Below are 13138 nucleotides of genomic sequence, written 5' to 3' on the forward strand. Positions count from 1 at the left end.
CTCAAGGGCCTCGGCGAGATCGACCTCGATCGGGATGCCCTGGCTCGCGACCTCGACGGCAACTGGGAGGTGCTCGGCGAGGCCATCCAGACGGTGATCCGCGCCGAGGTGACCGCCGGGCGCAGCTCGATCGAGGATCCGTACGCGCTGCTGAAGGAGCTCACGCGCGGCCACCGCGTGGGCGGCGACGAGCTGCGGGCCTTCGTCGACGGCCTCGACATCTCGGACGCCGCGAAGGCGCGGCTGCGCGAACTGACCCCAGCGGGCTACGCCGGTCTCGCGGGCGAGCTGGCGCGGCGCGTCGCGCGCTGATACAGGCGACCCGCGCCGGGCATCCGCTCAGTCGTGGGGGGTGCTCGGCGGCAGCTCGCCGTCCATGGGCTTGTTGGGCGTGATCGCCAGCATGAGCATCGAGACGACGATGAGGTCGATGACGAAGGTCGCGCCGAGCACGATCGCCGCGAAGGCGAGATCGCGCGTCACCATGAAGATGACGCCGCCCGCGAAGAGGGCGATGATGCCGGCGAAGCCGATGAGCTCGGCCGGGCGCAGGCGCTCGCGGCGACGGGGTTCGGTCATGAGGGGGAGTGCTCCTTCGAAGCGGTGCCGCGCGGCAGGCTGAGGGCGGCGATGACGAGGAAGACGCCGACGACGACGCCGTAGGCGCCGAGGAAGCCGACGGCCGAGACGGGGTCGCTGATGAGGGCGATCACGAGGGCGAGGGCGAGCGTGCCGGCGCCGACGATGAGGGCGTCGCGTGCGACCGGATGCCCGGCACCGGCCCGCGCGCCCGCCGCGCCGCGGCGGTGCCGCAGCCCCCACACGAGCTCGAGCGCCCCGGCGATGGTGGCCCACGCGCCGAGGATCAGCAGCAGGAAGCTCAGACGCGTGCCCGGCAGCACGAGGGCGATGGCTCCGGCGAGGCCGGCGACGACGCCGAGGCCGAGGTGGAGGTCGCGCAGCGCCTCACCGCGCGGCAGCCGCAGCGCGCCGCCGACGAGGGCGACGGCGCTCGCGAGGCCGAGCACGCCGAGGGCGAGCAGGCCGAGGCGGGAGGAGTGGTCGGCGGTGAAGGTGATGCCGAGGCCGACGCCGATCGCGGGCAGGGCCCGGGCGATCATCGCGGCGCGCAGCGCACCGGCCTCGACCGGATCGCCGGCGGGTGCACCGACTGCCGACGCGTCGTCGCGGGCGGGGTCGAGCTCGGTCATGGCTCCAGCCTAGGCCGCACCGGCCGTGCGAACTCTGCGCACGAGCGCGCGCACCGGCATCGGTGGACGCCTAGACGCGCGGCATGTCGGCGAAGCGCGAGAAGTGCCCGTGGAAGCCGACCGTGATCGTGTCGGTCGGGCCGTTGCGGTGCTTGGCGACGATGAAGTCGGCCTCGCCCGCGCGCGGGTTCTCCTTCTCGTAGGCGCTCTCGCGGTGCAGCAGGATCACCATGTCGGCATCCTGCTCGAGGGAGCCCGACTCGCGCAGGTCGCTCAGCGCCGGCTTCTTGTCGGCGCGCTGCTCGGGGCCGCGGTTGAGCTGCGAGAGCGCCACGACCGGCACCTGCAGCTCCTTCGCCATGAGCTTGAGCGCTCGCGAGAACTCGCTGACCTCCTGCTGGCGGCTCTCGACGCGCTTGCCGCTCGTCATGAGCTGCAGGTAGTCGATGATGACCATCTTCAGCCCGACGGTCTGCTTGAGGCGGCGGCACTTCGCGCGGATCTCGACGAGCGTCATGTTCGGGCTGTCGTCGATGTAGAGCGGCGCGTCGTTGATGCGGCCGCGCGTCGCGGCGATCGTCGTCCAGTCGCGCGACTCGAGCGTGCCCTTGCGCATCGCGTGCAGCGGCACCGAGGCCTCGGCCGAGAGCAGGCGCATTGCGATCTCGCTGCGCCCCATCTCGAGCGAGAAGAACACGGTCGGCATGCTGTGCTTGATCGCGGCGGCGCGGGCGAAGTCGAGCGCGACGGTCGACTTGCCGAGCGCGGGGCGCGCCGCGATGAGGATGAGCTGACCGGCGTGCAGGCCGTTGGTCAGGGCATCCAGGTCGGCGAAGCCCGTCGGCACGCCCGTCATCGACCCGTCGCGACCGCGGGCGGCCTCGATCTCGTCGATGGCCTCGTTGACCGCCTCGGTGAGCGGCACGTAGTCCTCGGTCTGGGTGCCGCCGGCGACCGCGTAGATCTCGGCCTGCGCGTTGTTGACGAGGTCGGTCACCTCGCCCTCGCTCGCGTAGCCCATCTGCACGATGCGGGTGCCGGCGTCGACGAGACGACGCAGCACCGCCTTCTCGGCCACGAGCGAGGCGTAGAAGCCGGCGTTCGCGGCGGTCGGCACGATCGCCGTGAGGGTGTGCAGGTAGTCGGCGCCGCCGGCGCGGGTGAGGTCGCCGGTCTTGGTGAGCTGGTCGGTCACCGCGATGACGTCGGTCGGCTCGCCGTGCGCGTAGAGCGACAGGATCGCCTCGAAGATCACCTCGTGCTTGGGGATGTAGAAGTCGATGCCGCGCACGACCTCGATGACGTCGGCCACCGCATCCTTGCTCAGCAGCATGCCGCCGAGCGCGCTCTGCTCGGCGAGCAGGTCGTGCGGCGGCGTGCGCTCCGAACCGCGCGCCTCCGAGCCGCGGTGATCGGAGCCGCCTCGAGCGTCGAGGGCGCTGCCGATGTGCGCGAGCGACACGATGCCTCCTGCTGCTGACGATGAGGTCGGATGGGCCTGATCACGGTCTACCGCCCACCGCCGACACCCGAGGAGGGGCGCGCGGCGCGGGGCCGGGATCGAGGTACCGGGCCACAGTAGGAAGGGGCCGGAGAGCGCTCAAACCCACCCTGTGAATAACGATGTGGAGAGCTGTCGAGAAACGCCGTGCACCGTGTGCAGAGCCTGTGGAGAGGCCTGTGGTGAACCGGTCGAACTGTGGGGCATTACCGCGCCCTGACCTGGGTTTTCTCCATCCACACCATGTGTGGGGAAAGTAGGTTCAACCGCCACTTCAGGGTTGGGGCGCCGACGTGCTCACCTGTGCACAGAGCGGTGCGAAAAGCGCGATTCCGCTCTTGCGCGGAGGGTCGCTGAGGCGCTAGGAGCACGACGACGCCCCCGCGAGCCGAGGCTCGACGGGGGCGTCGTGAGAAGCGCGCTGCGCGACTACTTCGCGGCGACCACCTGCAGGGTGATCGTCGCGACGATGCCGTCGCGGAGCTTGAGGATCGCCTCGTGGGTGCCGACGGTCTTGATCGGCGCGACGAGCTCGACCAGGCGCTTGTCGATCGAGCCGATGCCGGCCGCCTCGACGGCCGCAGCCACGTCGGAGGTCTTCACCGAGCCGAACAGGCGGCCCTCGGCGCCGGCCTTGACGGCCAGCTTGATCGGGTGCGCCTCGAGGCGCGCCTTGAGGTCCTGAGCCTCCTCGATCGTGGCGTGCTCGCGCGCAGCGCGAGCGGCCTTGATCTGCTCGACCTGCTTCTCGCCACCACGGGTCCACGCCACGGCGTAGCCCTGCGGGATGAGGTAGTTGCGGGCGTAGCCGTTCTTGACCTCGACCACGTCACCCGGGGCACCGAGGCCCGTGACGTCCTGCGTGAGAATGAGCTTCGACATCGCGGCCCCCTTAGCGGCCAGCGCCGGCGTACGGCAGCAGAGCCATCTCGCGCGCGTTCTTGACGGCGCGGGCGATGAGGCGCTGCTCCTGCACGGAGACACCGGTGATACGGCGAGCGCGGATCTTCCCGCGCTCGGAGATGAACTTGCGGAGGGTGGCGACATCCTTGTAGTCGATGATGCCCACCTTGATCGCCTTCGCGGGGGCGGCGTTCTTCGCGCCCTTGCCGCCGCGAGGCTTGCGGCGGTCGCCGCTGCTCTTGCCAGCCATAGTGGTTGTCCTTTACGAAATCAGTTACCGGTGCTCGACCGGATCAGAACGGGGTGTCGTCGGAGAAGGAGCCGGGCGTGTTCCAGACGTCGCCGCCCGAGGCGCCACCCGCGCTGGCGGGAGCCCCCCACGGCTCGTCGGCGACCGGCGCGGCACCGCGGCCGCCGCCCATCGCACCCATGCCGCCCGAACCGCCCGACGTGCGGGTGATCTGAGCGGTGGCGTAGCGCAGGCTGGGCCCGATCTCGTCGATCTCGAGCTCGATGCTCGTGCGCTTCTCGCCTTCCTTCGTCTCGTACGACCGCTGCTTCAGGCGACCCTGCGCGATGACGCGCGAGCCCTTCGTCAGCGAGGAGGCGACGTGCTCGGCGAACTCACGCCACACGCTCGCGCGCAGGAACAGCGCCTCGCCGTCCTTCCACTCGTTCGCCTGACGGTCGAACGTGCGGGGGGTGGACGCGATGGTGAAGTTCGCCACTGCGAGCCCGTTCTGCGTGTAGCGCAGCTCGGGGTCGGCGGTCAGGTTGCCGACGACGGTGATGATCGTCTCGCCGGCCACGACTACTCCGCGGCCTTGGCGGCCTCGCGGGCCGACTTCGAGGCGGCCTTCTCGGCAGCCTTGGCCTCGAACGCGGCGACGCGGGCGACGGCCTCCTCGGCACGCAGCACCTTGGTGCGCATGACCGCCTCGCTGAGCTTCAGCTGACGGTCGAGCTCCTGCGTGGCCGCGGGGTTCGCGGTGAAGTTCACGACGGCGTAGATGCCCTCGCTCTTCTTCTGGATCTCGTACGCCAGGCGACGACGGCCCCAGATGTCGACGTTCTCGATGTTCCCACCGTCATTGCGGATGACGTTGAGGAACTTGTCGAGGCTCGGAGCGACCGTGCGCTCGTCGATCTCGGGGTCGAGGATCACCATCAACTCGTACTGATGCATGACTCACCCACCTCCTTCGGACTCGAACGGCTGCAGACGATCTGCAGCAGGAGGGTTATGGCATCAGTCGCCCATGGGGACAGGGCCCCGGGCAACCTGCACAGCGTAGTCGATGACGGATGCTGCGCGCCAGTTCACGAGGCTCCGTCGCGCTCCTGCCACCAGGCCCGCAGTCGCCGCTCGGCCTCTTCCGCCCCCAGCGGCCCCTCGTCGAGTCGCAGCTCGAGCAGGAACCGGTACGCCTGGCCGACGAGCGGCCCGGGGGTCAGGCCGAGGATCGCCATGACCTGCTCGCCGTCGAGGTCGGGGCGGATCGCGTCGAGCTCCTCCTGCGCGGCGAGGGCAACGATGCGCTGCTCGAGCTCGTCGTAGGCGCCGCGCAGTCGTGCGGCCTTGCGGCGGTTGCGGGTCGTGACGTCGGCGCGGGTGAGGATGTGGAGGCGCTCCAACAGGGCATCCGCGTCGCGCACGTAGCGGCGCACCCCGGAATCGGTCCACGGCGCGTCGGCGTAGCCGAAGAAGCGCAGGTGCAGCTCGATGAGGCGCGAGACGGCGACGATCGTCTCCTTGTCGAAGCGCAGCGCGGTGAGCCGCTTGCGCGCGAGCTTCGCGCCGACGACGTCGTGGTGGTGGAAGGTCACGGCCCCGCCCGGCTCGACCTTCTTCGTCGCGGGCTTGCCGATGTCGTGCAGCAGGGCGGCGAGCCGCAGCACGACGTCGGCGGGAGCATCCGCCCCCGCACCTCGCGCGGCCTCGAGCTCGATCGCCTGGTCGAGCACCGTGAGCGAGTGCTCGTAGACGTCTTTGTGGTGGGCGTGCTCGTCGACCTCGAGCCGCAGCGCGGGCAGCTCGGGCAGCACGAGCTCGGCGAGCCCCGTGGCGACGAGCAGCTCGAGCCCGCGGCGCGGCGCGGGCGTCGACAGCAGCTTCACGAGCTCGTCGCGCACGCGCTCGGCCGAGATGATCGACAGTCGCTCGCGCATGCCCTCGATGGCGGCGAGAGTCGGCTCGTCGACGTCGAGGCCGAGCTGGGCGGCGAAGCGCACGGCGCGCAGCATGCGCAGCGGGTCGTCGCTGAACGAGCGCTCGGGCGAGATCGGCGTGCGCAAGCGGCCGGCGAGCAGGTCGTCGAAGCCGCCGCTGGGGTCGACGAGGGCGAGGTTCGGCAGGCGCAGCGCCATCGCGTTGACGGTGAAGTCGCGCCGCTCGAGGTCGCCCTCGAGGGTGTCGCCGAAGGCGACCTCGGGCTTGCGCGAGTCGGGGTCGTAGGCGTCGGAGCGGTAGGTCGTGATCTCGACGGTGTCGTCACCGATGCGGGCGCCGATCGTGCCGAACGCGCGCCCGATGTCCCAGTGCGCCGACGCGACGGGCTTCACGATGCGGATGATGTCGTCGGGCCGCGCGCTCGTCGTCAGGTCGAGGTCGTTGACCGGCCGACCGAGGAAGGCATCGCGCACCGGCCCGCCGACGAGGGCGAGCTCGTGGCCGGCCGCCTCGAAGCGCGCCGCGAGGGTCGCCAGCGGTTCGGCGGCGGCGAGGGCCCGCAGCCGGTCGAGGGCCTCCGCCACGCTCTGCATAGTCACAGGAGTCTAGACTTCCGAGCATGTCGGCCGAGCGGGTGCGAGGGGGTTCTGCCGCGCCCGCGACCCGGGTGCGCGCCCTGCTCGCGACCCCCCTGCTGGCCCTGCTTCTCGGCGCGCTGACGCCGCTGCCGATGCTCGCTGCCGCGACCCTCGGCCCCGCCGCGCCGGCCGCCGCGACCGAGCACGCCTCGCCCGCGAGCGCCCTCGAGGTGTCGCTCGCCCCGCAGCAGTCGGGGCTCGTGGCGGCCGACGGCGAGCTCGTCGTCACGCTCGTCGCCACGAACGTCTCGACCGAGGCGACCCCGCCCGGCACGGCGACGATCGCGCTCGCGGGGGGCGCTCCGCTGGGCTCCGAGGCGCTCGCGGCCTGGTTCGGCGGTGCCGAGACGGATGCTCGACCGAACCCGATCGCGACCGCCGCGATCCCCGCCCTCGAGCCGGGCTCCGCGGCGAGCGCGCAGCTGCGAGTCGCGGGCGACGCCGCGGGGCTCACGGGGGAGTGGGGGCCGCGCGCGCTCGAGGCCTCGATCGTCGCGGGCTCCGACGTGCTCGGCTCGGCGCGCTCCGCGATCGTCTGGGTGCCGGAGGGCGCGACGCCGCCCGTGAGCACCGTCACCGCGGTCGTGCCGCTCGCGGCACCCGGCTTTGCCGAGCCGTTCATCCCCGCCGCCGATCTCGACGTGCTGACCGCACCCGGCGGGCTGCTCGTGCGCACGCTCGACGCCGTCGCCGGCCGCCCCGTCGCGATCGGCGTCGACCCGCGCATCATCGCCTCCATCCGCCTCCTCGGCTCCGGCGCTCCGGAGTCGGCGACAGCCTTCCTCGATCGACTCGCGCTCGTGCCGAACGAGACCTTCGCGCTCGCCTGGGCCGACGCCGACCCGCTCGCGACCGCCCTCGCGCGCGGCGTGCCGCTGCCCCCGGTCGAGGGCGCCGGCGGCGCGATCGACCCCACCGTGCTCGAGCCCGTCGAGGAGGCGCCGGCCGAGGAGGGCGCCGGGCAGGGAGCCGGCGGCGACGCCGACCCGACCCCCTCCGGCTCCGCGACGCCCTCCGCCTCGCCGACGCCCGACCCCTCCGAGGGGCCCGCGGTGCCGACGCTCGCCGACCTGGCCGCGTGGCCGCACGACCTCGAGTCGATCGCGTGGCCCGGCGATGGCGCCGTCACGGCCGAGGCACTCGGGGTGCTCGCCGCCTCGGGCACCGCGACCGCGATCGTCGGATCCGAGGCGCTGCAGGGCGACGACGGCCTCGTCGGCACCGTCGGCGAGCTGCGGGTGCTCCGCGCCGACGATGCGCTCTCGCGTGCGGCGCGCGATGCCGTCGCCGCGACGAGCGAGCAGGAGTGGCAGGAGGCCCTCGCCCGCACCTCCGCCCTGCTCGCCGCCTCGAGTGCTGCCGACGCCTCTGACGTGCCGCTCATCGCGCTCAGCCGCGACCGGCTGGGCAACTCGCTGCGCCTGCTCGACCTGCTGGGCGCGATCGAGGCCCTGCCGTGGGCTCGCGGGGGGTCGCTCGCGGCGGCGAGCACAGCATCCGGCCCCGCGGTGACGGTCGTGGATGCTCCGCTCGCGCCCGAGCGCAGCGCCGAGGTCGGCCGACTGCTCGACGCCGAAACCGCCGATCGGGCCTTCGCCGCCGTCGCCGTCGAGCCGGCGCTCATCACCGACGAGCGGCGCCTGGAGCTGCTCGCCGCCCTCTCGCTCGGCTGGCAGGAGGAGGCGACGAGCGCGGCCGAGACCTTCCTCGCGCAGTCGGCCGAGCTGCGCTCGAGCGTGCAGATCGTCGAGGGCAGCACGATCACCCTGCTCGCCGACCGCACCTCGCTGCCCGTGACGGTGCAGAACGACCTCGACGTCGCCGTGCGCGTCTTCGTCAGCGTCGACCCCGCCAACGCCCGCCTGCGCGTGGAGGAGCCGCGCGTCGAGGCGATCATCGAGCCGCAGTCGCAGACTCGCGCCCTCGTGCCCGTGCAGTCGCTCACGAACGGCGACGTCGCGATCGTGGTGACGCTGCTCGACGCGAACGACGCCGTCGTGGGGTCGCCCGCGAGCGTGCAGCTCAACCTGCAGGCCGGGTGGGAGACCGCGGCGATCGTCGTGCTCGGCGCGGCCGTCGGCGGGCTGTTCGTCGTCGGGCTGATCCGCGACATCCGTCGTCGGCGCAGCCGCCGATCCGGCGAGTCGGAGGCCTCGTGAGCGACGGCCGCGACGACGAGTCGACCCCCAACGACCGCTCCGGAGGCGTCGGCCGGGCGAGCCTCGTGCTCGCCGCCGGCACGATCGTCTCGCGCCTGCTCGGCTTCGTCAGCGCCGTGCTGCTCACCTCGACCATCGGGGCGATCGGCGCCGGCGCCAACACCTTCGCGCTCGCCAACCAGCTGCCCAACAACATCTACGCGATCGTCGCCGGCGGCGTGCTGAGCGCCGTGCTCGTGCCGCAGATCGTGCGGGCGAGCGTGGCCGCGGACGGCGGCCAGGGCTTCATCAACCGCCTCGTGACGCTCGGCATCGTCGCGTTCCTCGGCGCCGCCGTGATCGCGACGCTCGCAGCCCCGCTGCTCGTGAGCCTCTACGCGGCGCCCTTCGGCGCGTCCGACCGCGGCTTCTCGAGCGAGGAGCTCGCCCTCGCGACCGCCTTCGCCTACTGGTGCCTGCCGCAGGTGCTCTTCTACGCGCTCTACACGCTCTTCGGCGAGGTGCTCAACGCGCGACGCGTCTTCGGGCCGTTCACGTGGGCACCGGCAATCAACAACGTGGTCGCGATCGCGGGCCTGCTGGCGTTCGGCGCGCTGTTCGACGCCGACGTCAGCCGGGCATCCGCCTGGACGCCCGAGATGATCGCCGTGCTCGGCGGGTCGGCGACCCTCGGCGTCGCGACGCAGGCGCTCGTGCTCGTGCTGTTCTGGCGCCGGGCGGGGCTGCGCTACCGCCCCGACTTCCGCTGGCGGGGCGTCGGCCTCGGCGCGACCGGCCGCGCCGCGAGCTGGGTCTTCGCGATGATCGTCGTGATGCAGATCGGCGGCATCGTGCAGACGAACGTCGCCGCGCAGGCCGCCAACGAGAACGACGCCTCGCTCATGGTGATGCGCACCGCATGGCTGCTGTTCATGCTGCCGCACTCGGTCGTCGTGGTCTCGCTCGTGACGGCGTACCTGACCCGCATGAGCGCGCACGCCCGCGATCGCGACCTCGCCGCGGTGCGCACCGACACGATCGACTCGATCCGCATCACGGCGCTGCTCATGACCCTCGCGACCGTCGGGCTCATCGCCGTCGCCGTGCCGTTCGGCCGCATCTTCGCCGAGGAGGCGATCGATCAGATCGCGACCGTGCTCATCGCCTTCATCATCGGGCTCGTGCCCTTCAGCGTGTACTTCGTGATGCAGCGCGTGTTCTACGCCCTCGATGACACGCGCACCGCGTTCTGGCTGCAGGTCGCGCACACCGCGTTCTTCATCGCGGGCGCGCTCAGCTGCCTGATGCTGCCGACGGAGTGGATCGTCGTCGGCGTCGGCATCGTCACCTCGCTCGCCGGCGCCTTCCAGATGGTGCTGGGCGGCATCGTGCTGAGCCGACGCCTCGGGGGGCTGGATGCTCGCGGCACGCTGCGCCGCATGACCCAGTTCGTCGTCGCCGCCGTGCCGGCGCTCGTCGTCGGGCTCGCGATCGGCGCGGCGCTTGGCGTCTTCGGCGGGCCGGAGGGAGCCACGGGCTTCGCGCGCGACTCGGTCGGCGGGGCCCTCGTCACCATCGTCGCCGTCGCCGTGCCCATGGTGGTGCTCTACGGGGGCGCGCTGGTGCTCATGCGGGTGCCGGATGCGACGCACGTCGTCGGCCTGGTGCGCCGGCGGCTCGGGCGCTGACGGGCGGAATAGCGCCGACCTAGGATGGGTTGTCACCCGTGCCGGCGCGCCACCGCCTCGGCACCCACCACGTGAGGAACGTCATGCGGCACGTCATCATCATCGGCTCCGGCCCGGCGGGCTACACCGCCGCCATCTACGCGGCGCGCGCGAACCTGGAGCCCCTCGTCATCGCGAGCTCGGTCGAGTTCGGCGGCGAGCTCATGAAGACCACCGAGGTCGAGAACTTCCCCGGCTTCCCCGAGGGCATCATGGGCCCCGACCTCATGACGCGCATGCAGCAGCAGGCCGAGCGCTTCGGCGCCGAGATCGTCTACGACGACGTCGTCGCGCTCGAGCTCGAGGGCCCCGTGAAGTCGGTCACGCTCGGCAACGGCGACCGCCACGAGGCGCACGCGGTCATCTTCGCGACCGGCTCGGCCTACCGCAAGCTCGGCCTCGCCGACGAGGAGCGCCTGAGCGGCTACGGCGTCTCGTGGTGCGCCACGTGCGACGGCGCGTTCTTCCGGCAGAAGACCGTCGCGGTCGTCGGCGGCGGCGACTCGGCGATGGAGGAGGCGACCTTCCTCACCCGCTTCGCCGACAAGGTCTACGTCATCCACCGCAGCGAGACCCTGCGCGCCTCCGCGGCGATGCAGGACCGCGCGAAGAACGACCCGAAGATCGAGTTCCTGTTCAACAAGACGGTCGAGCACATCTACGGCGCCGACCTCGTCACCGGCGTCGGCCTCGTCGACACCGTCACCGGCGAGGAGACCACCCTCGACGTCTCGGGTCTGTTCATCGCGATCGGCGCCGACCCGCGCACGCACCTCGTGCACGGCGTGCTCGAGCTCACCGAGCACGGCACGATCGCGGTCGAGGGCCGCTCGTCGCGCACGAGCGTCGAGGGCGTCTTCGCCGCCGGCGACGTCGTCGACCCCACCTACCGCCAGGCCATCACGGCCGCCGGCAGCGGCACGGTCGCGGCGCTCGACGCCCAGCACTACCTCGAGGGCCTGCACGACGCGCAGCGCGAGACGGCCGCCGCGACCGCCTGACCCCCAGCCAGCACCGACCCACCACGACCCACAAGGAGAGAGCATGAGCACGCGCGACGTCACCGACGCGACCTTCGAGCAGGAGGTCCTCAACAGCGAGAAGACGATCATGGTCGACTTCTGGGCCGAGTGGTGCGGCCCGTGCCGCGCCGTCTCACCCATCCTCGACGCGATCGCGAGCGAGAACGCCGACAAGATCGACATCGTCAAGCTCAACGTCGACGACAACCCGCAGACGGCCATGAAGTACCAGATCACGTCGATCCCGGCGATGAAGGTCTTCAAGGGCGGCGAGGTCGTGAAGACCGTCATCGGCGCGAAGCCGAAGCCGGCGCTCGAGGCCGACCTGGCCGAGTTCCTGGCGTAGCGCGCCCGACGCGCGCCGAGCATCCGCCGCCGTCATCGAGGGGATGCCGCGCTCGCGTCGTTCGATCCGCGACGATCGGCCCGCCCCCCGGGGCGGGCCGTTCCGCGTTCTGGCCGTACGCTGGAGGGTACTGCCGACTCGGGCAGCCTCGTGATCGGTGGTGATACGGCGTGATTCCCCGCGAAGGAACGAACCTCGACCCCTGGTACGGCCTCTACGCCGACCGCACGGCGGGCCTGTCGGCCTCCGAGGTTCGAGCGCTCTTCGCGGTCGCCTCCCGCCCCGAGGTGGTCTCGCTCGCCGGCGGCATGCCGTTCGTGCGCGCGCTGCCGCTCGAGAGCGTGACCGCGTCGATGGAGCGCGTCATGCGCGAGCAGGGCGCCCGGGCGCTGCAGTACGGCTCGGGGCAGGGCACGCCAGAGCTGCGCGAGCACATCCTCGACATCATGGCGCTCGAGGGCGTGCGCGCGAGCGTCGACGACGTCGTGGTGACGACCGGCTCGCAGCAGGCCCTCGACCTCATCGCCAAGCTCTTCCTCGACGCCGGCGACGTCGTGCTCGCCGAGTCGCCGTCGTACGTCGGTGCGATGGGCATCTTCCGCTCGTACCAGGCGGAGGTCAGCCACGTCGCGATGGACGACGACGGCATGATCCCGGCGGCGCTGAGCGAGCGCATCGCCTCGCTGCGCGCCGCCGGCCGCCGCATCAAGTTCCTGTACCTCATCCCGAACTTCCACAACCCGGCCGGCGTCACGCTCAGCTGGGAGCGCCGCCTGGAGATCATCGAGATCGCGCGCCGCGAGGGCGTGCTCATCATCGAGGACAACCCCTACGGCCTGCTCTGGTTCGACCGGCCGGCGCCGCACGCCATGCGCTCGGTCGAGACCGACGGCATCGTCTACCTAGGCTCGTTCTCGAAGACCCTGGCCCCGGGCTTCCGCATCGGCTGGGCGCTCGCGCCGCACGCGATCCGCGAGAAGCTCGTGCTCGCGGCCGAGTCGGCGATCCTCTCGCCGAGCGCCGTCAACGAGCTCATCGTGAGCGACTACCTGGCCAACGCCGACTGGAAGGGCCAGATCGACACCTTCCGCGGCCTGTACCGCGAGCGGCGGGATGCCCTCATCGACGCCCTCGAGCACTACCTGCCCGACCTGACGTGGACGAACCCGAACGGCGGCTTCTACGTCTGGGTGACGCTGCCGGAGGGTCTCGACGCGAAGGCGATGCTGCCGCGCGCGGTGAAGGAGCTCGTCGCCTACACGCCCGGCACGGCGTTCTTCGCCGACGGCTCGGGGCGCGCGAATCTGCGTCTGTCGTACTGCTACCCGCCGCCGGGGGAGATCCGGGAGGGCATCCGTCGCCTCGCGAGCGTCGTGCGCGGCGAGCAGGAGCTGCTGTCGACCTTCCACCCGACGGGCCCCGTCGACCTCGTGCTGCCGGAGCCGCACGTCATCAGCCCGCCGCCGAACCTGGGATGAACCG

General features: G+C 71.9%; 13 protein-coding genes and 1 pseudogene. 6 read left to right on the top strand and 8 right to left on the bottom strand.

Features of this window, described 5'->3' with window-relative positions; genetic code table 11:
• Positions 1-312: pseudogene (locus tag ID804_RS11500) on the top strand (adenylosuccinate lyase); the annotation flags it as partial.
• 27 nt (positions 313-339) lie between these two features.
• On the opposite strand, the gene ID804_RS11505 reads toward ID804_RS11500, so the two are convergent.
• From ID804_RS11505 to ID804_RS11540, 8 genes are all read right to left on the bottom strand, one after another.
• Positions 340-579, bottom strand: a complete 240-nt coding sequence (locus ID804_RS11505; RefSeq protein WP_169080287.1) for a hypothetical protein — start codon at positions 577-579, stop codon at positions 340-342.
• Positions 576-1211, bottom strand: a complete 636-nt coding sequence (locus ID804_RS11510; protein WP_169080289.1) for a hypothetical protein — start codon at positions 1209-1211, stop codon at positions 576-578. Before ID804_RS11510 ends, ID804_RS11505 begins: the two co-directional genes overlap by 4 nt.
• A gap of 70 nt (positions 1212-1281) precedes the next feature.
• The gene (dnaB, locus tag ID804_RS11515; RefSeq protein WP_169080291.1) at positions 1282-2673 is read right to left on the bottom strand and encodes a replicative DNA helicase; all 1392 of its coding nucleotides are present in this window, start codon (positions 2671-2673) and stop codon (positions 1282-1284) included.
• Positions 2674-3141: 468 nt separating this feature from the next.
• Complete coding sequence (rplI, locus tag ID804_RS11520; protein ID WP_169080293.1) at positions 3142-3594, bottom strand: 50S ribosomal protein L9; 453 nt, start codon at positions 3592-3594, stop codon at positions 3142-3144.
• A gap of 10 nt (positions 3595-3604) precedes the next feature.
• The gene (gene rpsR, locus ID804_RS11525; RefSeq protein WP_055857729.1) at positions 3605-3865 is read right to left on the bottom strand and encodes a 30S ribosomal protein S18; all 261 of its coding nucleotides are present in this window, start codon (positions 3863-3865) and stop codon (positions 3605-3607) included.
• A 43-nt stretch (positions 3866-3908) separates the two neighbouring features.
• Entirely contained in the window at positions 3909-4424 is a 516-nt protein-coding gene (locus ID804_RS11530; protein WP_169080295.1) for a single-stranded DNA-binding protein, read from the bottom strand.
• Between the two features lie 2 nt (positions 4425-4426).
• Positions 4427-4801: a 30S ribosomal protein S6 gene (rpsF, locus tag ID804_RS11535; protein WP_169080297.1), complete on the bottom strand. Its 375-nt coding sequence runs from the start codon at positions 4799-4801 to the stop codon at positions 4427-4429.
• A 134-nt stretch (positions 4802-4935) separates the two neighbouring features.
• Positions 4936-6378 carry a CCA tRNA nucleotidyltransferase gene (locus ID804_RS11540; protein WP_169080361.1) on the bottom strand — a complete coding sequence of 481 codons (1443 nt, stop codon included), beginning with the start codon at positions 6376-6378 and terminating at the stop codon, positions 4936-4938.
• 26 nt (positions 6379-6404) lie between these two features.
• Here ID804_RS11540 and ID804_RS11545 point away from each other — a divergent pair, with 26 nt between their 5' ends.
• The 5 genes from ID804_RS11545 to ID804_RS11565 all read left to right on the top strand — a co-directional run bounded on the left by ID804_RS11545 (position 6405) and on the right by ID804_RS11565 (position 13134).
• A complete protein-coding gene (locus tag ID804_RS11545; RefSeq protein ID WP_169080299.1) occupies positions 6405-8582 on the top strand; it encodes a DUF6049 family protein in 2178 nt (725 codons plus the stop codon).
• Positions 8579-10249 (top strand): murein biosynthesis integral membrane protein MurJ, encoded by a 1671-nt coding sequence (gene murJ, locus ID804_RS11550; protein WP_169080301.1) that lies wholly within the window; start codon positions 8579-8581, stop codon positions 10247-10249. The genes ID804_RS11545 and murJ overlap by 4 nt, the downstream gene beginning before the upstream one ends.
• A gap of 83 nt (positions 10250-10332) precedes the next feature.
• The gene (gene trxB, locus ID804_RS11555) at positions 10333-11289 is read left to right on the top strand and encodes a thioredoxin-disulfide reductase (RefSeq protein WP_169080363.1); all 957 of its coding nucleotides are present in this window, start codon (positions 10333-10335) and stop codon (positions 11287-11289) included.
• A gap of 43 nt (positions 11290-11332) precedes the next feature.
• Positions 11333-11656, top strand: coding sequence for a thioredoxin (gene trxA / locus ID804_RS11560; protein WP_169080303.1), 324 nt, complete (start codon positions 11333-11335; stop codon positions 11654-11656).
• A 170-nt stretch (positions 11657-11826) separates the two neighbouring features.
• The gene (locus tag ID804_RS11565; RefSeq protein WP_169080305.1) at positions 11827-13134 is read left to right on the top strand and encodes an aminotransferase-like domain-containing protein; all 1308 of its coding nucleotides are present in this window, start codon (positions 11827-11829) and stop codon (positions 13132-13134) included.
• Positions 13135-13138: the final 4 nt, after the last annotated feature.

It is taken from the genome of Microcella alkalica (assembly GCF_014595885.1).
Taxonomy (GTDB): domain Bacteria; phylum Actinomycetota; class Actinomycetes; order Actinomycetales; family Microbacteriaceae; genus Microcella; species Microcella alkaliphila_B.

Excerpts from the sequence above, each read along its gene's own strand:
- ID804_RS11505 (WP_169080287.1), bottom strand. The coding sequence starts at position 579 with ATGACCGAACCCCGTCGCCGCGAGCGCCTGCGCCCGGCCGAGCTCATC.
- ID804_RS11510 (WP_169080289.1), bottom strand. The coding sequence starts at position 1,211 with ATGACCGAGCTCGACCCCGCCCGCGACGACGCGTCGGCAGTCGGTGCA.
- rplI (WP_169080293.1), bottom strand. The coding sequence starts at position 3,594 with ATGTCGAAGCTCATTCTCACGCAGGACGTCACGGGCCTCGGTGCCCCG.
- rpsR (WP_055857729.1), bottom strand. The coding sequence starts at position 3,865 with ATGGCTGGCAAGAGCAGCGGCGACCGCCGCAAGCCTCGCGGCGGCAAG.
- rpsF (WP_169080297.1), bottom strand. The coding sequence starts at position 4,801 with ATGCATCAGTACGAGTTGATGGTGATCCTCGACCCCGAGATCGACGAG.
- ID804_RS11540 (WP_169080361.1), bottom strand. The coding sequence starts at position 6,378 with ATGCAGAGCGTGGCGGAGGCCCTCGACCGGCTGCGGGCCCTCGCCGCC.
- ID804_RS11545 (WP_169080299.1), top strand. The coding sequence starts at position 6,405 with ATGTCGGCCGAGCGGGTGCGAGGGGGTTCTGCCGCGCCCGCGACCCGG.
- trxB (WP_169080363.1), top strand. The coding sequence starts at position 10,333 with ATGCGGCACGTCATCATCATCGGCTCCGGCCCGGCGGGCTACACCGCC.
- trxA (WP_169080303.1), top strand. The coding sequence starts at position 11,333 with ATGAGCACGCGCGACGTCACCGACGCGACCTTCGAGCAGGAGGTCCTC.